This is a genomic window from Streptomyces caeni, from assembly GCF_042678285.1.
Taxonomy (GTDB): Bacteria; Actinomycetota; Actinomycetes; order Streptomycetales; family Streptomycetaceae; genus Streptomyces; species Streptomyces caeni.
On sequence record NZ_JBHUDX010000052.1, the window covers coordinates 1 to 17969 of the forward strand.

A 17969-nucleotide genomic window follows, 5' to 3' on the forward strand; every position below is an offset into this window, starting at 1 on the left:
TCCCCCGGCCGGGTCGCCGGCTCCGCGTCCCCGCCGGGCGAGGCGGCGTCCGCGTCCGCGGCGGGCTGCTCCGCGCGGGCGCCCCTGACCTGGTCGTCGGCCCGCTGCCGCGCGGCCCTCAGCGCGCGACGCACCGCATCGGCAGGACGCCCGTCGCCCTCCGGACGTATGTCGCCGCCGGAGCGCGTCCCGCCGCCGGGGTCCCTCTCGTCCTCCGGGCGCGCCGCAGACCCCCGGCGCGTGCCGTCGTCGAGACCCGCCTCACTCCCGAAGCCCTTCTCGCCCCCCGGACACGCCTCGGCCTCGGAGCGACTCTCGTCCCCCCGGCGCGCCCTGTCACCGAAGCCCGACTCACCGCCGGGGCACGTCTTTTCCCCCGGATGGGCCTCGCTCTCCGGGCGCGCCCCGCCGGGGAGGCGTGCCTGTGTCCCGGGCCGTTCCTCACCCGTGCCGTTCACCCCGGCCTCCTCAGGGACACCAGGTCCGACAGCTCCCGGTCGGTCAGTTCGGTCAGGGACGCCTCGCCGGAGCCGAGGATCGCGTCGGCCAGCGCACGCTTCGACTCCAGCATCTCGGCGATGCGGTCCTCCACCGTGCCCTCGGTGATCAGACGGTGGACCTGGACCGGCTGGGTCTGGCCGATGCGGTACGCGCGGTCCGTGGCCTGTTCCTCCACCGCCGGGTTCCACCAGCGGTCGAAGTGGATGACATGGCCCGCGCGCGTGAGGTTCAGGCCCGTGCCCGCGGCCTTCAGGGAGAGGACCAGCACCGGGGTCGCCCCGCTCTGGAAGCGGTCCACCATCCGCTCGCGGTCGGGCACCGGTGTGCCCCCGTGCAGCAGTTCCACCGGCACCGCGCGGGAGGCCAGGTGGGCGGTGATCAGCCGGGCCATGCCGACGTACTGCGTGAAGACGAGCGCCGAGCCGTCCTCGGACAGCAGCGTGTCCACCAGCTCGTCCAGCAGCGCGAGTTTGCCGGAGCGGGCGGTCAGGCCCGCGGCCGTCGGCGGGTCCTCCTTCAGGTAGAGCGCGGGGTGGTCGCAGATCTGCTTGAGCGAGCCGAGGAGTTTGAGGACCAGGCCCCGGCGGGCGATGCCCTCCGCCGTCTCGATCGCCAGCATCGATTCCCGCACGACGGCCTCGTAGAGCGCGGCCTGTTCGCGGGTGAGCGGCACCGGGTGGTCCGTCTCCGTCTTCGGCGGAAGCTCGGGCACGATGCCCGGGTCGGACTTCTTGCGGCGCAGCAGGAAGGGCCGGACCAGACGGGCGAGCCGCTCCACCGCCTCCGCGTCCTCGCCGTTCTCCACGGCGCGCGCGTGCCGGGCGCGGAAGGACTTCAGGGGGCCGAGCAGGCCCGGGGTCGTCCAGTCCAGCAGCGCCCACAGTTCGGAGAGGTTGTTCTCCACGGGGGTGCCGGTGAGCGCCACGCGCGCGGGGGACGGGACGGTGCGCAGGGCCTTCGCCGTCGCCGAGTACGGGTTCTTGACGTGCTGCGCCTCGTCCGCGACGACCATGCCCCACGGCTGTCCGGCCAGGAGCGGGGCCGCCGTCCGCATCGTCCCGTAGGTGGTGAGCGCGAAGCCGCCGTCCAGGCCGTCCAGGGCGCGGTCCGGGCCGTGGAACCGGCGGACGGGGACACCGGGGGCGAACCGGGTGATCTCCCGCTGCCAGTTGCCCAGCAGCGAGGCCGGGCAGACCACCAGGGTCGGCTCCCGCCGTGCCCGGCGCAGGTGGAGGGCGATGACGGTGACCGTCTTGCCGAGCCCCATGTCGTCGGCGAGACAGCCGCCGAGCCCGAGCGAGGTCATCAGGTCCAGCCAGCCCAGGCCCCGCAGTTGGTAGTCCCGCAGCCGGGCGGCCAGTCCCGGGGGCGGCTCCACCGGGCCGACGCCCTGCGTCAGCCGGTCCCGCAGCGCGGCCAGAGCGCCCACCGGCACCGCCGGCACCGTCTCGCCGTCGACCTCCGCACTGCCGGTGAGCGCGACGGACAGCGCGTCGAGGGGGTCGAGCAGTCCCAGCTCGCGCTTGCGGGCCTTGCGCACGAGCGCCGGGTCGACCAGCACCCACCGGTCGCGCAGCCGGACGACCGGACGGTGGGCCTCCGCCAGGGCGTCCATCTCCGTCTCGGTGAGCGGATCACCGCCGAGCGCCAGCTGCCAGCGGAACTGCAGCAGTTCCTCGCTGTCGAAGAAGCCCGTGCCGTCGGTCGCCGAGCCCGGCGCGGGCCGCACGACGGCCGCCGCGGTCAGGTCGTGCGCCAGGTCACGGGGCCAGTGCACCGCGACCCCGGCCCCGCTCAGCCGGGTGGCCGCGACGCCCAGCAGCTCGCCCAACTCCTCGTCGGACAGGGCCAGTACATCCGGCACGAGCTGCTCGCAGAGCCGGGCGAGCGGCGGCCAGACCCGGGCCGCGCGGCGCACCGCGAGGGCCGCGTCCACCCGGGCGCCGGGGCCGAACGACGTCTCCGCCTCACCGTCCCACAGCGCCGCCGCGTCGACGACGAGGGTCGGGTCGGCGAGGCTGTGCACCTGCACGATCGCCGCTCCGGCGCGGCGGCCGCCCTCGCCGACGTCGTCGAACAGCTGCCGGGCCGTCAGGTCCAGGCGCAGCGAGATCCGGACGCCCGCGTCCATGCCCGCCGCGACCTCCGCGGCCCATGCGTACGCCTGGGGCAGGTGCTGCGGCTCGTGCGCGGCGAACGGCCCGCCGGCGGTGTGCGCGGCGGCCGGAGTTCGTGGCAGGGTGTCCGCGACGGCGTCCAGGAAGGACCGGACGAGAACCTCCGGCTCCGGCAGCATGAGGGGGCCCCTGCCCGGGAGCGGGACGGCATGGCCCTCGTACGGCAGAGCGGCGGCAACCGCCCGGAGGTGGGCGGTGTCGTCGGGCTCCAGCGGCCCGGCCCGCCAGGCGTCGAACCCCTCGGGGGTGAGCCCGGGCAGCAGCCGCCCCCGTGCCACGAGCCGCAGGGCGTGCAGCGCGGCCGCGCCCCAGCAGGCGGTGGCGGGATGCGCGGAAGGATCGCGCCGGGCCCTGGCGAGCAGCGGCAGGGCCTCCCCCACCGGCAGCGACACCGCGGGCACCGTGCTCCTGCGCACGCCGGCCCCGTGCCGTCGCACGACCGTCAGCTCCTCGGCGCCCCCCGACGGCAGCGGCCCGCCCTCCGGGTCCCAGAAGGCGACCCGTCCCCGGCGCGGCAGCGGAGCGGGCAGGAACACCGCGGCCAGACGCACCGGCACGGCCTCGTCCACCGCCGGGTCTCCCATACGTCCGGTCACCTCCCGCCGCTTCGTCGCACCAGACGTCTTCGACTGTACGGGCGGGGTCTGACAACCGGCTCCCGGTGGTCAGGGGATGGTGCGCGAGACGACGTACACCATCGGCCGCCCGGGATCGGACCGGTTCACCACGACGTCCAGGGTGGGCGCCGGGTTCTTCTGCGCGTGCGTCAGGCCGGACCAGGCGCCGGGGCCCGTGAAGGTCCAGCCGGCGATGTGCCGGTCGCGCGTGCCGATGGCGATGTCGCCCTTCTTCAACGCGGCCGGGGTGGTGTCCAGGTCGCCGAGGAACTGGGCCAGGCCGCCCTCGCTGGTCCTGAACTGCACGTACAGGCGGCTGGTCTTCCAGTTGTTCGTCTCGTAGTACGCGACCTTCCGGGCGTCCATCGGAATGGTCACCTGGTAGAGGCGGCGCTGCACGCGTGAGGGCCAGCCCCAGCTCAGACCGGTCGCCGAGTACTTCGCCTCCTTGTCCTTGCCGCTGTTGCGGCTCTGGTTGGCGGAGATCATCAGGTAACCGGCCGGCACGCCGATGAGCAGCACGATGATCAGCAGGGTCAGCGCCCTGCGGCGGATCATGTGCCCCCGGTCCTCGGGGGGCTGCGGGGAGCCGTCGGACGCGGACGTCGGACGCGGTATCGAGGTGGCGGTCACAGTGACCCCTTCAGGGTGCGGCGGGCCTGCGCGTACCGCTCGTAGCGCTCGTGGCGCTCCACGCGGCGCCGGTTGGCGCGCCGGAAACGGCGGGCGACGAGCCGGGCCAGGTCCGCCGCGCCGACCATGCCGGCCTCCGGGCCCAGCTGGGCGCGCGCGATACGGGCCTCGGGGCGGTAGCCGCGGCCGGTGAGGTGGCGCCGGAAGGCGTCCCGGGCGGGGCCGATCAGCAGGTCGTCGGCCGCGCTGACCCCGCCGCCGATCACGAAGCAGGAGGGATCCAGGGCGGCCGCCAGGTTGGCGATGCCGACACCGAGCCACTGGCCGATGTCCTGGAGCAGTTCGATGCACATCGCGTCGCCCTCGCGGGCCAGCTCCGTGATCATCGGGCCGGTGATGTCGGAGATGTTCCCCTTGACGTGCTCGATGATCCCGTAGGCGACCGGGGAGTCGGCGGCGGCCAGCTCTCTGGCCTCGCGGACCAGGGCGTTGCCGGAGCTGTACTGCTCCCAGCAGCCGCGGTTGCCGCACGGGCAGCGGTGGCCGCCGGGCACGACCTGCATATGGCCGAACTCGCCCGCGACCCCGAACTTGCCGCGCTTGACCTGGCCGTCCTCCAGGATGGCGCCACCGATGCCGGTACCGAGCGTGATCATGACGAGATGGTCCTCGCCGCGGCCGGCGCCGAAGCGCCACTCGGCCCAGGCGGCGGCGTTGGCGTCGTTGTCGACCAGGACGGGGACGGCGAGCCGCCCGGCGAGACGGTCGCGGAGCGGCTCGTTGCGCCAGGACAGATGGGGGGCGAACAGGACACGGTTGCGGTCCGCGTCCACCCAGCCGGCCGCGCCGATGCCCACGGCGTGCACGTCGTGCCGGTCGGAGAGGTCCAGGACCAGCTCGACGATGGTGTCCTCGACGGCCTTGGGGCTCTTGGACTTGTCGGGCGTCTCGGCACGGAGCTTCTCCAGGATGACGCCGTCGGCGTCGACGACACCCGCCATCACCTTCGTGCCGCCGATGTCGATGCCGACCGTGGGAACGCGCGGCGCGGTCAGATGGGAACGGCGCTCGCGCGTGCCGACGGTCCGCAGGACGGTGGCCCGGGCGGAGCCGCGGTGGGTCAGGTCGCGGTAGGTGCTCATCGGGGCCGATTCTGCCTCACGCGGCCGCCCGGTGGGCCGCAGGGGAGCGGGGAAGGGCGCGGGACGGCGCGGGCGGCGGGTGCGCGGGGCGCGGCGTACGTCAACTCGCGCCCGCTGCGGGCACCGGGTGTGAGGCCCCGGTCGGCGGCGCGGTGCACGCTCGTCCCGGCCCCGGCGGCTCAGGAACGCACGAGCAGCTGGAACTCGAACGAGTAGCGGGAGGCGCGATAGGTGTGGGTGCCGAACTCCACTGCCCGGCCCGTGTCGTCGAACGTGGTGCGCTGCATGGTGAGCAGCGGGGCGCCCTCGGGCTCGCCGAGGCGTTCGCCCTCGGCGAGGGTGGCGGCGCGGGCCCCGACGGACTGCCGGGCGCTGTGCAGCGTGATGCCGGCGGCGCGCATCAGACGGTAGAGGCCGGTCGCCTCAAGGTGCTCGCTCGCCAGGTCGAGCAGGCCCGCCGGCAGGTAGTTGCACAGGTGCGCCATCGGCTCGCCGTGCGCGAGGCGCAGCCGCTCGACGCGGTGCACCTCCGCTCCCTCGGGCACGCCGAGCGCGGCGGCGACCTCGGCGGAGGCGGGCTCGACGGTGTTGACGAGCACGCGGGTCGCGGGGCGCTGCCCGGCCGCCTCCAGGTCGTCGTAGAGGCTGCTCAGCTCCAGCGGGCGCTTGACCTGGCTGTGCACGACCTGGGTGCCGACACCGCGGCGGCGCACCAGCAGACCCTTGTCGACGAGGGACTGGATGGCCTGGCGGACGGTGGGCCGGGACAGGCCGAGCCGCGCGGCCAGCTCGATCTCGTTGCCCAGCAGGCTGCCCGGCGTCAGTTCCCCGTGCTCGATCGCGGCCTCCAGCTGCTGCGAGAGCTGGAAGTACAGCGGCACCGGGCTGCTCCGGTCGACGCTCAGCCGGAGGGAGACGGTCGGATCCACATCAGGTTTCGGCACGGCCCGAGCGTAGCTCCGGTGCCTGATGACGGGAAGTCGTGTAGTCCGGTTGTCCGGACAAACCGTTGACACGACGGTGGGTGGGCCTCCAGGTTGTTCCCATGCGCATCGGACTCATCGGAGCGGGTCGTATCGGGACATTCCACGCGGCCACGCTCAGCCGCCACCGCGAGGTCGGCTCGCTCATCATCACGGACGTCGACACGGCCCGGGCCCATGCCCTCGCGGACCGTCTCGGCGCGACCGCGGCACCCGGCGTGGACGAGGTCTTCACCTGGGGCGTGGACGCCGTGGTGATCACGGCGGCCACCTCGGCCCACGGCGAACTGATCGGCCGGGCGGCACGCTCCGGACTCCCGGTGTTCTGCGAGAAGCCCGTCGCGGTCGACCTGCCGGACACGCTGGCCGCGCTGGCCGAGGTCGACGCCGCCGGGACCGTGCTGCAGATGGGGTTCCAGCGCCGCTTCGACCGGGGCTACACGGCCGCGCGGGCGGCCGTGCGCTCCGGCCGGCTGGGGCGGCTGCACACCGTCCGGGCGATGACGGCCGACCAGGCGCCGCCGCCGGCCGCGTACCTGCCGGTGTCCGGGGGGATCTACCGCGACTGCCTCATCCACGACTTCGACGCCCTGCGCTGGGTGACCGGCCGTGAGGTGGTCGAGGTGTACGCGACCGGGTCCGACGCCGGCGGGGCGATGTACCGCGAGGCGGACGACGTGGACACGGCGGCGGCCGTGCTCACGCTGGAGGACGGCACCCTCGCCACGGCGACCGCGACCCGCGCCAACGGCGCGGGCTACGACGTCCGCATGGAGCTGGCCGGCGAGCTGGACACGGTGGCGGTCGGTCTGGACGACCGCACACCGATCACGTCCACGGAGCCCGCCGGCCCCCCGCCCGCGACCAAGCCCTGGACCGGCTTCCTGGAGCGCTTCGCGCCCGCGTACGAGGCCGAGGCGGCGGCCTTCGTCGAGGTGGTGTGCGGGAAGCGCCGCAACCCGTGCGACGGCCGCGAGGCGCTGCAGGCCCTGCGCATCGCGGAGGCCGCCGAACGGTCCCGCCACGAGCGCCGCCCGGTCGGCCTCGGGGAGATCGCGGGCGCACGCACCTGACCGCGACGGGAGCACCGATCGTGCTCGCCGGTCAGGGCCCGTCCCCGTCCGCCGGACCGCGTCGTACGCCAACAGGGCGATCTGCACGCGATTGTCGAGGCGCAGTTCGGCGAGGATGCGGGAGACGTGGGTGTTGACCGTCGGGACGCTCCTGAACGACTCGGCGGCGATCTCCGCGTTCGAGGCGCCCCGGCCGACGGCGACCTCGCGTTCGCGGTCGTTGAGGGCGGCGACCCGGCCGCGGGCGGTGCCGCGCCGGGTGCCGGGACCGGCCGCCCCCGCCGCATGCGCCGTCAACTGGCGGGTGACGGCGGGCGACAGGACCGGGTCCCCGGCCGCGCCGCGCCGCACCGCGTCAAGGCTCTCCGCGGGCGGGGTGTCCTTGCGCACGAATCCGGCGGCGCCCGCAGCACCTGCTCGTCGGCGTGGAGGGTGGTCAGCAGCGCGACCTGGGGCGCGTCCGCACGGCGACGGAGCAGCTCGGTGGCGGCGAGCCCGTCGGCGGTGGGCATCCGGATGTCCATGAGGACGACGTCCGGGCGGGTGCGGTCGACGAGCCGCTCCGCCTCGCTGCCGTCGGCGGCCTCGCCGACGGTCTCGTTGTCGGTCTCGTTGTCGGTCTCGTTGTCGGTCTCGTTGTCGTCGGCACCGCCCGTCATGGAGGACGGGCCGGCCCGCACCGGGGGCATCCGCCGCGCAGGGTTCGCCTCACGGCCGATGGCCGCGGGGGTGCGCGGTTGCGGTGGTGTCCGGCATGAGGAGGATCCTGGGGTGGGCCGGTGTGATCGCGCCGGCACAGGGCGCCGTCGGTCTGCCGCACGCGCCGGACGGGTGGGCGGACGGGTTCGGCATCGTGCGGCGGACCGGTTTGCGGGGCGACGACGAGCTGAGCGTGAGCCTCGGCCTGCTCCTGCTGGCGATCACGCCCATGGCCGCCCTGAAGGGCCGGGGATCCGGTTGAACCCGGTCCGGCCCCCGGCCGGTTCGAGCCGGCTCAGCAGCCGAAGTCGATCAGGTCGAACGTCGCGTAGTGGTCCGAGGTGTAGTAGTCCTCCTGGTGCTGCTCACCGGTGACGATGCGGCGGGCGCCGCGCGTGGGGGATCCGGGCGTGACGACGGTGTACTCGTGGTAGTAGCCGGTCGCCTGGCCGGGCAGGACGCCTTCGCGGTTCTGGAAGACGCTCCCGTCCTGCGAGTACGGGAAGGGCCCGTCCGAGGCGATCAGGTCGAGGGTGTCGTACGCCTGGGACGGCAGGCCGCTGTAGCAGATGTCGCCGGCCGAGACGGCTGCGGCGTCCGCGGTGCAGGCCGAGACCGTGCCGCCCACGAGGAGGGCGGACAGGACCGCGGCCGCGGCGCCGATTCGGGTCGCGCCTGGGGGGAATCTCATGGCGACATGATGACGCGCGTAGAGCATGGCATGCCAATGACAAAAACGGAGACTTTCCCGTGCCGTCCGACGTGTTTTCGGAGAGTTGACCTGCCGTCCGCCGCCTTCCTCACGGACGGCCCGCGTGGACGGCGACGGCGCGGCGACCGCCCTCCGGCCGACCGCGACGGCGACAGGTCGCGGAGTCCGTGGTGGACGGCGGATACGCCGCCTGGCCGGACGGCGTGCGCCCCGCTTCCGGGCGGGCTCAGCCGCCGAGCACCCGATGGCGTGCCGTCAGACGCGAGGCGCCCTCCTCCGTGAGGGAGCCGTACAGGCGCAGCCGTGAGATGCCGCCGTCCGGGTAGATGTCCACGCGCGCGTGCGTACCGACGGCCGGGGCCGAGAGGACGAAACGGTGGTTGGTGTCGGGCTGCAGCCGGGTGCGCGGCAGGATCTCGCGCCACTCACCGCCCACGCCGCCCGCTCCCTCCACGCCGTCCGCGTCGTCCTTGACCGAGACCGACGCCCAGCCCGCCGCGTTCCCCTTCAGGCACGCCGTGTCGATCTCAACGGCCCTGATCCGCGCCTGGGCCACCAGCCGGTAGCGGATCCAGTCGTTGCCCCGGTCGCGGCGGCGGCGCGTCTCCCAGCCTTCGTCCATCGTGCGGGAGCGGCCCGGCTGGATGGTGTTGGCGGCGGGTGAGTAGAAGAGGTCCGAGGCGTCCTCCACCCGGCCGCCGTTCTCCAGGGCGACGACGTCGAAGGTGCCCAGCGTCTCCAGCCACGCCGGGTCCGCGGCCACCTCGCCGTGCACACGCAGCCGCGCGATACCCCCGTCGGGGTGCTGGTTGACGCGCAGGTGGGTGAAGCGCCGCTCCACGGACACGGCGAAGCCGTTCGCCGCGTGACCGCCCACCGCCGTGCGCGGGACCAGGGTCGTCCACCTCACGCCGTCCGCCAGCAGTTCCCGCGGTGACGGGGAGCCGGGCAGCGAGGTGCCCTCGACGGACACCGCCTGCGGGTGGTTGCCCCGGAAGTGCGCCGTGTCGACGACGATGCCGCGGATCACACCCGGCGCGCCGAGGCGTACCAGCGCCCAGTCGTGGTCGTCCGCCGCGGGCCAGGGGTGCTCGGCCGAGGCGCCGCGCCGGCGCCGGGTCTCCCACCCGTCCATGATCTTGCCCTTGTGCCCGAAGCGCTCGGGGTCGAACTCGGCGCGCCCGGGCACGAGGAGGTTCTCGCGCTCGGCGAAGAACTCGTCGTTGGCGGCGACGACCCCGGCGCCGAGCCGGCGGTCGGCGAGGTCGGCGTACCGGCCGAAGGGGAAGTCGGCGGTGCGGTAGTCCGCGTAGGGATCGCCGCCCGCGTACGGGTTCGCGGCACCGGTGAAGCGGGGAATCGCCGTCACGTGATCAGGTCTGCCTTTCCCGGGTCGGACGCTCAGGGGGCGGGGCGGGTCCGTCGGTGCGGCCGAGCAGGCGCCCCCTCGGCTCGGCGAACTCACCGTCGGCCAGAATGCGCTCGCCGCGCAGCCAGGTGGACCTGACGACGCCGTGGAGGGTCCTGCCCGCGTACGCCGTGACCCGGTTGCGGTGCTGGAGGGCCGCCGGGTCGACGGTGAAGGTGTCGTCCGGGGCGAACACCGCGAAGTCGGCGTCGCGGCCGGCCTCGATGGCGCCCTTGCGGGCATCCAGGCCCACGAGCCGCGCCGTGTGCGCGGACATCCAGCGGACCACGTCGACCAGGTCGTGGCCGCGCGTGCGGGCCTCGGTCCAGACTGCCGGCAGACTCAGCTGCAGACCCGAGACACCGCCCCACGCCGTCGCGAAGTCGTCCGTCTTCAGGTCCGCCGTCGACGGGGAGTGGTCGGTGACCACGCAGTCGATCGTGCCGTCGGCCAGCGCCTGCCACAGCAGATCTTGGTTGGCGGCCTCACGGATCGGCGGACAGCACTTGAACTCGCTTGCCCCGTCGGGGACTTCCTCGGCCTTCAGGGTCAGATAGTGCGGGCAGGTCTCGACCGTGACCGGCACACCCCGTGCCTTGGCGACGGCGATCAGGGGCAGCGCTTCGCCGGAGGACAGGTGCAGTACGTGCACGCGCGCGTGCAGCCGTTCCGCCTGCTCGACCAGGTGCGCTACGGCGGTGGCCTCGGCGTCGTGGGGCCGGGAGGCGAGGAAGTCGGCGTACTTCGGGCCGCCCCGCTGGGGGGCGGCGGCGAGGCGGTGGGGGTCCTCGGCGTGCACGACCAGCAGCCCGCCGAACCCGGCGATCTCCGCCATGGAGCGGGCGAGGTGCTCCCGGCCGAGGTGGGGGAACTCGTCGACGCCCGAGGGCGACAGGAACGCCTTGAAGCCGAAGACGCCCGCGTCGTGCAGGGGCCGCAGGTCCGCCAGGTTGTCCGGCAGCGCGCCGCCCCAGAAGCCGACGTCGATGTGTGCCCGGCGGGCGGCCACCTGCTTCTTCGTGCGGAGGTGGCCCACCGTCGTGGTCGGCGGGAGAGAGTTGAGCGGCATGTCGATCAGGGTGGTGATGCCGCCGGCCGCCGCCGCGCGGGTGGCGGTCGAGAAACCCTCCCACTCGGTGCGGCCCGGGTCGTTGACGTGGACGTGGGTGTCGACCAGCCCGGGCAGCAGGACGTCGTCGCCGAGGTCCTCCAGACGGGCTCCGGCCGGTGGGCCCGCGTCGTACGGGAGGACGGCCGTGATGGTGCCTCCGGCGACGGCGACCGACGCGGCGCGCATCCCTCCGGGTGTGATGACGCGCGTCGAGCGCAGCACCAGTTCAGCGTCGGGCACCCGGACCCCTCTCTACCGCCGGGCAACAGAATTCAACGTTCTGTTGAATGAGTCTTCACTCCCGCCCCGGCGCCGTCAAGGGCACACTTCTCAGCGGGCCCCATGCCGCGCGCCTGGATTTTTCCACTAAGCGGAATTAAGATTCCGCAAAACGATACCGCAGTATCGCTATGCCATCCTTCCCCGAAAGGAACACGCCGTGCCGACCCCGACGTCCAGCGCCAGCGAGGCCCCCGCCAAGTCCGCCGGCGGCGGTGGCGTGCAGTCCCTTGAGCGCGCCTTCGACCTGCTGGAGCGGATGGCGGACGCGGGCGGGGAGGTCGGGCTCAGCGAGCTGTCCGCGAGCAGCGGGCTGCCGCTGCCCACGATCCACCGTCTGATGCGCACGCTCGTCGTCTGCGGCTACGTCCGCCAGCAGCCCAACCGCCGCTACGCACTGGGCCCCCGGCTGATCCGGCTCGGCGAGTCCGCCTCCCGGCTGCTCGGCACCTGGGCCCGCCCCTATCTCGCACGGCTGGTCGAGGAGACCGGCGAGACCGCGAACATGGCGCTGCTCGACGGCGACGAGGTCGTGTACGTGGCGCAGGTGCCGTCGAAACACTCGATGCGGATGTTCACCGAGGTGGGCCGGCGGGTGCTGCCGCACTCGACGGGCGTGGGCAAGGCACTGCTCGCGAACGAGGCGCCGGAGGAGGTCCGTGCCCTGCTCGCCCGTACGGGCATGCCCGCCGCGACCGAGAAGACGATCACCACGCCCGAGGTGTTCCTGACCGCTCTGGAGGAGGTGCGCCGGCTCGGGTACGCGGTCGACGACAACGAGCAGGAGATCGGCGTCCGCTGCCTCGCGGTGTCCGTACCAAACTCCCCGACGGCCGCGGCGATCTCCATCTCGGGCCCGGCGGGCCGGGTCACGGACGCTGCCACGGAACGGATCGTACCGGTGCTCCAGGAGGTGGCGGCGCAGCTCTCGCAGGCACTGGCCGCCACGGGACCGGCGGCCTGACCCGCGGGGCGAGCGGCCGCACGCCGGCCACCGAGGCCGTCCGGGCGGACCGCGGGCCTCGGATCGCAGGCCACGGGGCACCCGGCCACCGACGCCGTCACCCCCTCCCCCGCCTTCCGGTCGGGGCACCAACAAGGCGGTCGCCCGTGCCGCGCTCGCCGGTGAGGCGGGCCGAGCGGGTCGGAACCGGTGGCCTGGACCCTCAGCCCCGCCGCGGCTGCCCGAACAGCTCCACCGCGCCGCGGAGGTCCGCGAGGCTGCCAGCCAGGGCGCTGACCGAGCCGATCGCACCGGCGATCAGCAGCAGGGAACGGCGCAGCCGCGGGATCTCGGGAGCACCGCCCGCGGCCATCGCGGCGAGCGTGGCGAGTTCGTCCTCCGCGACCGCCCGGTCCGGGAACTCCACGGGATGCGCGGCGAGTTCGCGGCGCAGGCGGGACACCGCGGTCCGCAGTCCCGTCACCCTGGGATCCTCGTCGCTGCCGGTCACTGCCTTCTGCCCCAAGCTCCGCAACACAGCTCTCCCCCCTCGCGCCCCTCCGTGCGCATGGCGTCGGCATGTCGCCGTGTCCGCCGGCACCGGTCGGGCGCCGGGGACGCGGGCCAGTAAACGCCACCCGGAGCGCCACGCGCCAGCACGGGGAACGAAATTCAGTCCATGGGTACCGTGCGGGCGGCACGGGGTCAGGTATGCAGAACGTATGACTGGCAATGGAGGCAACGGAGACGAGGTCGCCGGGCTGCTCCTCGCCGCCGGCGCGGGGCGACGGCTCGGCGGACGGCCCAAGGCGCTGCTGCGGCATCGGGGACGCCCCCTCGTGGAGCACGCGGTGGCGGTGCTGCGTGCGGGCGGGTGCGGCCGCGTCCATGTGGTGCTGGGGGCGGCTGCCGCGGATGTCAGGGAGCGGGCGGACCTGTCCGGGTGCGTCGTCGTGGACAACCCCGACTGGGAGCGGGGCATGGGCTCCTCGCTGCGGGCCGGGCTCGGCTCACTCGCCGGGACGGGCGCGCGGGCCGCCCTGGTCTCGCTCGTCGACCAGCCCGGTATCGGCCCCGGGGCGGTGGCCCGGGTCCTGGCCGCGTACCGGGACGAGGCATCGCTGGTGTCGGCCGCGTACGAGGGTGTGCGCGGGCATCCCGTCCTGTTCGGCGCCGCCCACTGGGCCGGCATCACGGAGACCGCCACCGGTGACCGCGGGGCGCGGGCCTATCTGGCGGCGCACGAGGACACCGTCGCCCTCGTCGAGTGCGGGGACGTGGCGCGGGCGTACGACATCGACACGGTGGCGGACCTGATCCACCTCGACGAGTGAGCGGGACGGCACGGGGCACCACGGTGCCCCGACGGGAAGCACCTCGACATCAACAGAACATTGAACTTCCACCATGAGGAAACTACTATCCATTGATCAAAAGGTCCGTCGAAGGAAGTGACCGTTCATGTCCGCATCAGCGCCGTCCCCGGCGGTCGTCGTCGACGCCGAGCCCCTGCCCCGGCAGGACGAGGTCCTCACCGACGCCGCCCTCGCCTTCGTGGCCGAACTGCACCGCAGGTTCACCCCCCGGCGCGACGAGCTCCTCGCCCGGCGGGCGGAGCGCCGCGCCGAGATCGCCCGTACCTCCACGCTCGACTTCCTTCCCGAGACCGCCGCGATCCGCGCGGACGACTCCTGGCGCGTGGCCCCGGCACCTCGGGCCCTGGACGACCGGCGCGTCGAGATCACCGGCCCCACCGACCGCAAGATGACCGTCAACGCCCTCAACTCGGGCGCCAGGGTGTGGCTCGCGGACTTCGAGGACGCCTCGTCGCCCACCTGGGAGAACGTGGTCCTCGGCCAGCTCAATCTGATCGACGCCTACACCCGGAACATCGACTTCACCGACCCCGGGAGCGGCAAGTCGTACGCCCTGCGCCCGGACGGGGAACTGGCGACGGTCGTCATGCGCCCGCGCGGCTGGCACCTGAACGAGCGTCATCTCCAGGTCGACGGACAGCGGGTGCCGGGCGCCCTGGTGGACTTCGGCCTGTACTTCCTCCACAACGCCCAGCGCCTGCTCGACCTCGGCAAGGGCCCGTACTTCTACCTCCCGAAGACGGAGTCGCACCTGGAGGCCCGGCTCTGGAACGACGTCTTCGTCTTCGCCCAGGACCACGTCGGCATCCCGCAGGGCACCGTCCGCGCCACCGTCCTCATCGAGACGATCACCGCCGCCTACGAGATGGAGGAGATCCTCTACGAACTCCGCGACCACGCCTCGGGGCTGAACGCGGGCCGCTGGGACTACCTGTTCTCCATCGTGAAGAACTTCCGTGACGGCGGGCCCCGGTTCGTGCTGCCCGACCGCAACGCGGTCACGATGACGGCCCCGTTCATGCGGGCGTACACCGAACTCCTGGTCCGCACCTGCCACAAGCGCGGCGCGCACGCGATCGGCGGCATGGCGGCGTTCATCCCGTCCCGCAGGGACCCGGAGGCCAACCGGGTCGCGTTCGAGAAGGTCCGCGCCGACAAGGACCGGGAGGCGAACGACGGTTTCGACGGCTCCTGGGTCGCCCATCCCGACCTGGTGCCGATCGCGATGGAGTCGTTCGACCGGGTCCTCGGCGACCGGCCGCACCAGAAGGACCGGCTGCGCGAGGACGTCGCCGTCAAGGCGGCCGACCTGATCGCCGTCGACTCCCTCGACGCCCGGCCGACGTACGCGGGCCTGCTCAACGCGGTCCAGGTCGGCATCCGTTACATCGAGGCATGGCTGCGCGGCCTCGGCGCCGTCGCCATCTTCAACCTCATGGAGGACGCCGCCACCGCGGAGATCTCCCGCTCCCAGATCTGGCAGTGGATCAACGCGGGCGTCGAGTTCGAGAACGGCGAGAAGGCCACCCCCGAGCTGGCCCGCAGGATCGCCGCCGAGGAGCTGCGGAGCATCCGGGCCGGGACCGGTGAGGACGCCTTCGCGGCCGGCCACTGGCAGCAGGCCCACGACCTGCTGCTGAAGGTCGCCCTGGACGAGGACTACGCCGACTTCCTGACCCTGCCCGCCTACGAGCAGCTGACCGGCTGACCCGCCGCGTCACCGCGCCGCCTCTCCGTGTGGCCCCGGGCCTTCCCGGGGCCACCGGTGCCGGGGTCCGCCGCCGTCCCGCGTCATCCCAGGTGCGCCGACCAGTCCTGTTCCGCCGCCGGTCTGCCGTGCAGGTCCGGGACCCGTTTGAGCCAGTCCGGCCTGCCCCGCCGGGTCCTCGCCGTACGGAGGGCCTGCTCGGCGGCGAGTTCCTCCCGGGTGGGGAAGTCGGTGGGCAGCCATACGCCCGACGCCTTCACCCGGGCCAGGAGGTAGCCCACGTAGGCATCCCGCACCTGGCCCGGCGCCGCGAAACCCGGCATCCCGGTCAGCCAGGCGTCCGGTACCAGCCCGGTCACCTCGCGCAGCAGTTCCTCGGTCACCCTCGGCGCGAGCTCGGCATCGGCGGCCCGTGTGTCGGGAGCGACGGGGGTACCCCCTGCCCGAGCGGAGCCGAGAACTCGGGGGCGGCCGAGGGCATGGTGGCGGAAGTCGTACGCCTTCTCCGGCGCGGAGGCGTCCCAGCGGTGGTGGAAGACCAGGGCGGCACCGTGGTCGATCAGCCACAGCCGCGGGGGTGCGGTGCCGAAGGTGGGCCAGATCATGAGGTTCGAGCTGTGGACCGTACGGTCGACGTTCACGGTCAGCGCATCGAGCCAGATGATCCTGCCCGCCTCCAGCGGGTCGACGGGGAAGTCCCCGGCAACCTCAGGGGTGAAGTCCCGCGCACCCGGGAGGCAGTCCATACCGAGGTTGAGGCCGGGGCTCGCGGCCAGGAGGTCGCGCACCTCCTGGTGCGGTTCGTCCGCCCCGATCGCCGGATCGAAGTGGGCGAGGACCAACTCGGGCACACGCAGCCCGAGCCTGCGCGCCAGCTCACCCACGATCACCTCGGCGACCAGCGCCTTCAGGCCCTGCGCCGAGCCGGTGAACTTCACCACGTAGGTCCCGAGGTCGTCGGCCTCGACGACGCCGGGGACGGAGCCACCGGAGCGCAGAGGCTCGATGTAGCGGGTGGCGGTGACCTCCCTCAGCATCTTCCCACCCCGGCGACTCTCTTCCTTCCGTTCCACGACCAACCCTGGACGGGCGCTGCGCAGGGAACGGTCCTCGATCAGTCCTGGGCACCTTGCTTCCGGTCCGGCGGCATGAAGTGAGCATAGTAACCGGCCGCGACCGTGGGCCTCCTCCCGGCCCGGACGGGCTGGTCACAGACTGGCGGTGGTCAGCCGCCGTCTGGAGCGCGCCGTTCACGGTAGTACGCCGGCCACAGTTCACGGGCGCGCAGCCGTTCCTCCTCGGAAAGCGGAGTGTCCTCGCACAGCCGCTCGGGATGGGCGGGCGGCGGACCCCCCGAGGCGTGCGGCGGGAAGGGGCCGTGCAAACGCGGGGGCGACGCTGCTGCTGACAGCGCGTGATGGAGCACTACGGGGCCGACGTAGAGGGCCCCCAAGGCCGCCAGGGACCGCAAGAGCGCCCGCAGGCAGCAGTCCAGCGCCCGCCGGCCACGGCCACCCCGCCACAACCGTTTCATGGCCGTCCTCCCATTGCCTCACTCGCAGTTACCCGCAGAAGATGTCGATCGCCGCGCACCGCTTGCTCGACGACGTCAATACCCGCCGCACCGGCCAGGACCGGGTCGAGGCAGGGCAGGCCGAGGCCGAAGGCGATGTCGGCGGCGGAAGGCGTCCCGCCGGGTGTCCGCCGGGTGGTGCAGCCGGTCAACGGACCGGAACTCGCAGCTCGCGCCTGGCACTCCGACCGGCGGGGACACTCCCGGCCCCCGACCGGGCGGCTTCGCCGCGCCGACGGGGAGAACATCGCCAGCCGGGTACCGGAGGGCGAAGCGCGTGGTCGCTCACACCGCCTCGCGGGACGCGACCCCGCGGCGACGCCGTGCAGTCGACGCCTCGCGTCAGGGAGGCCGGCGCCTCACGCCAGGGAGCGTGCCAGGGCGCGCGCCAGGGCCGCGGCGAACTCCTCCTGATCCCGGGTTTCTTCGCCGAACCCGCAGTGTCGTAGGAAGAACCGCTGGAAGCAGGCCCCGACCAGCGAGGTCGCCGCCGTCTCCAGATCGGCGTCGGACCGTATGCGCCCGGCCGCGCGCCACCGCTCCAGAGCGCTGATCACCGCCGTCAGCGGCTCCTCCGGTGTGCCGTTGGACCGCCGCAGCGGATCCGCGCTGTACGCGGCGAGGAGAGCGGGATCCGCGAGCAAGGGGCACAGCAGCGGCAAGGCGGTCTCGTAGAACCGCATCGTCCGGTGAACCAGGTGGCGGCACGACTGCTCGGTGCCCTGGACATCCGCGACGTCGTGGGCGGGGTCTCCGTACGCGGCGGACAGCAGCGCGGGCAGCCGCTCGCGCAGAAGGCACACGAGCAGCGCGTCCTTGCTCTCGAAGTGCTTGTAGAGCATCGCCTCGGAGCAGTTGGCCTCCCTGGCGAGGGCCTTGGTCGTCGCACCGGACAGACCGGTGGTCCGGACCAGCTTCTCCGCCGCGTCCAGCAATCGCCGGCGTGTCGGGCGCACTGGCCTCTCCACCGAGCGAGCAGGCATTTACCCACCTTTCGACGAGAAAGACCCGCTCCCATGAAACGGGTGACGCGC

At 73.5% G+C, this 17969-nt stretch carries 16 protein-coding genes and 2 pseudogenes; 5 read left to right on the forward strand and 13 right to left on the reverse strand.

Annotation, left to right across the window (positions count from 1 at the left end):
- From ACFSL4_RS19245 to ACFSL4_RS19265, 5 genes and pseudogenes are all read right to left on the reverse strand, one after another.
- Positions 1-458 (reverse strand): annotated as a pseudogene (locus ACFSL4_RS19245) (hypothetical protein); the annotation flags it as partial.
- Positions 455-3262, reverse strand: coding sequence for a DEAD/DEAH box helicase (locus tag ACFSL4_RS19250; protein ID WP_381084223.1), 2808 nt, complete (start codon positions 3260-3262; stop codon positions 455-457). The pseudogene ACFSL4_RS19245 and the gene ACFSL4_RS19250, both read right to left, overlap by 4 nt.
- Before the next feature lie 81 nt (positions 3263-3343).
- On the reverse strand, positions 3344-3928 hold the full coding sequence (locus ACFSL4_RS19255; protein ID WP_381084225.1) for a sugar kinase: 585 nt from the start codon (positions 3926-3928) through the stop codon (positions 3344-3346).
- Complete coding sequence (locus ACFSL4_RS19260; RefSeq protein ID WP_381084227.1) at positions 3925-5070, reverse strand: ROK family glucokinase; 1146 nt, start codon at positions 5068-5070, stop codon at positions 3925-3927. Before ACFSL4_RS19260 ends, ACFSL4_RS19255 begins: the two co-directional genes overlap by 4 nt.
- Positions 5071-5249: 179 nt before the next feature.
- Positions 5250-5999, reverse strand: a complete 750-nt coding sequence (locus tag ACFSL4_RS19265) for a GntR family transcriptional regulator (RefSeq protein ID WP_381084285.1) — start codon at positions 5997-5999, stop codon at positions 5250-5252.
- Positions 6000-6115: 116 nt separating this feature from the next.
- Between ACFSL4_RS19265 and ACFSL4_RS19270 the strand changes: the two genes are divergently transcribed.
- A complete protein-coding gene (locus ACFSL4_RS19270; protein WP_381084229.1) occupies positions 6116-7126 on the forward strand; it encodes a Gfo/Idh/MocA family protein in 1011 nt (336 codons plus the stop codon).
- 57 nt (positions 7127-7183) lie between these two features.
- Here ACFSL4_RS19270 and ACFSL4_RS19275 read toward each other — a convergent pair.
- A pseudogene (locus ACFSL4_RS19275) lies at positions 7184-7815 on the reverse strand (response regulator transcription factor); the annotation flags it as partial.
- Positions 7816-7880: 65 nt separating this feature from the next.
- Here ACFSL4_RS19275 and ACFSL4_RS19280 point away from each other — a divergent pair.
- A complete protein-coding gene (locus ACFSL4_RS19280) occupies positions 7881-8087 on the forward strand; it encodes a hypothetical protein (RefSeq protein ID WP_381084231.1) in 207 nt (68 codons plus the stop codon).
- Between the two features lie 33 nt (positions 8088-8120).
- Here the strand turns inward: ACFSL4_RS19280 and ACFSL4_RS19285 are convergent, their stop codons facing one another.
- The 3 genes from ACFSL4_RS19285 to allB all read right to left on the reverse strand — a co-directional run bounded on the left by ACFSL4_RS19285 (position 8121) and on the right by allB (position 11296).
- Positions 8121-8516: a ribonuclease domain-containing protein gene (locus tag ACFSL4_RS19285; RefSeq protein WP_381084233.1), complete on the reverse strand. Its 396-nt coding sequence runs from the start codon at positions 8514-8516 to the stop codon at positions 8121-8123.
- A gap of 247 nt (positions 8517-8763) precedes the next feature.
- On the reverse strand, positions 8764-9906 hold the full coding sequence (alc, locus tag ACFSL4_RS19290) for an allantoicase (protein WP_381084235.1): 1143 nt from the start codon (positions 9904-9906) through the stop codon (positions 8764-8766).
- Positions 9907-9910: 4 nt separating this feature from the next.
- Complete coding sequence (gene allB, locus ACFSL4_RS19295; protein ID WP_381084237.1) at positions 9911-11296, reverse strand: allantoinase AllB; 1386 nt, start codon at positions 11294-11296, stop codon at positions 9911-9913.
- A 199-nt stretch (positions 11297-11495) separates the two neighbouring features.
- Between allB and ACFSL4_RS19300 the strand changes: the two genes are divergently transcribed.
- Positions 11496-12299 (forward strand): IclR family transcriptional regulator, encoded by an 804-nt coding sequence (locus ACFSL4_RS19300; RefSeq protein WP_381084239.1) that lies wholly within the window; start codon positions 11496-11498, stop codon positions 12297-12299.
- A gap of 202 nt (positions 12300-12501) precedes the next feature.
- Here the strand turns inward: ACFSL4_RS19300 and ACFSL4_RS19305 are convergent, their stop codons facing one another.
- Complete coding sequence (locus ACFSL4_RS19305; RefSeq protein WP_381084241.1) at positions 12502-12816, reverse strand: DUF5955 family protein; 315 nt, start codon at positions 12814-12816, stop codon at positions 12502-12504.
- A gap of 184 nt (positions 12817-13000) precedes the next feature.
- On the opposite strand from ACFSL4_RS19305, the gene ACFSL4_RS19310 reads away from it, so the two are divergent.
- Both ACFSL4_RS19310 and aceB read left to right on the forward strand, forming a co-directional pair.
- Entirely contained in the window at positions 13001-13612 is a 612-nt protein-coding gene (locus tag ACFSL4_RS19310) for a nucleotidyltransferase family protein (RefSeq protein WP_381084243.1), read from the forward strand.
- Positions 13613-13739: 127 nt separating this feature from the next.
- On the forward strand, positions 13740-15362 hold the full coding sequence (gene aceB, locus ACFSL4_RS19315; RefSeq protein ID WP_381084245.1) for a malate synthase A: 1623 nt from the start codon (positions 13740-13742) through the stop codon (positions 15360-15362).
- An 83-nt stretch (positions 15363-15445) separates the two neighbouring features.
- On the opposite strand, the gene ACFSL4_RS19320 is transcribed toward aceB, so the two are convergent.
- From ACFSL4_RS19320 to ACFSL4_RS19330, 3 genes are all read right to left on the reverse strand, one after another.
- Positions 15446-16399, reverse strand: a complete 954-nt coding sequence (locus ACFSL4_RS19320) for a HipA family kinase (RefSeq protein ID WP_381084247.1) — start codon at positions 16397-16399, stop codon at positions 15446-15448.
- 188 nt (positions 16400-16587) lie between these two features.
- A complete protein-coding gene (locus tag ACFSL4_RS19325; protein ID WP_381084249.1) occupies positions 16588-16896 on the reverse strand; it encodes a DUF6059 family protein in 309 nt (102 codons plus the stop codon).
- Between the two features lie 398 nt (positions 16897-17294).
- A complete protein-coding gene (locus ACFSL4_RS19330; RefSeq protein ID WP_381084251.1) occupies positions 17295-17891 on the reverse strand; it encodes a TetR/AcrR family transcriptional regulator in 597 nt (198 codons plus the stop codon).
- Positions 17892-17969: the final 78 nt, after the last annotated feature.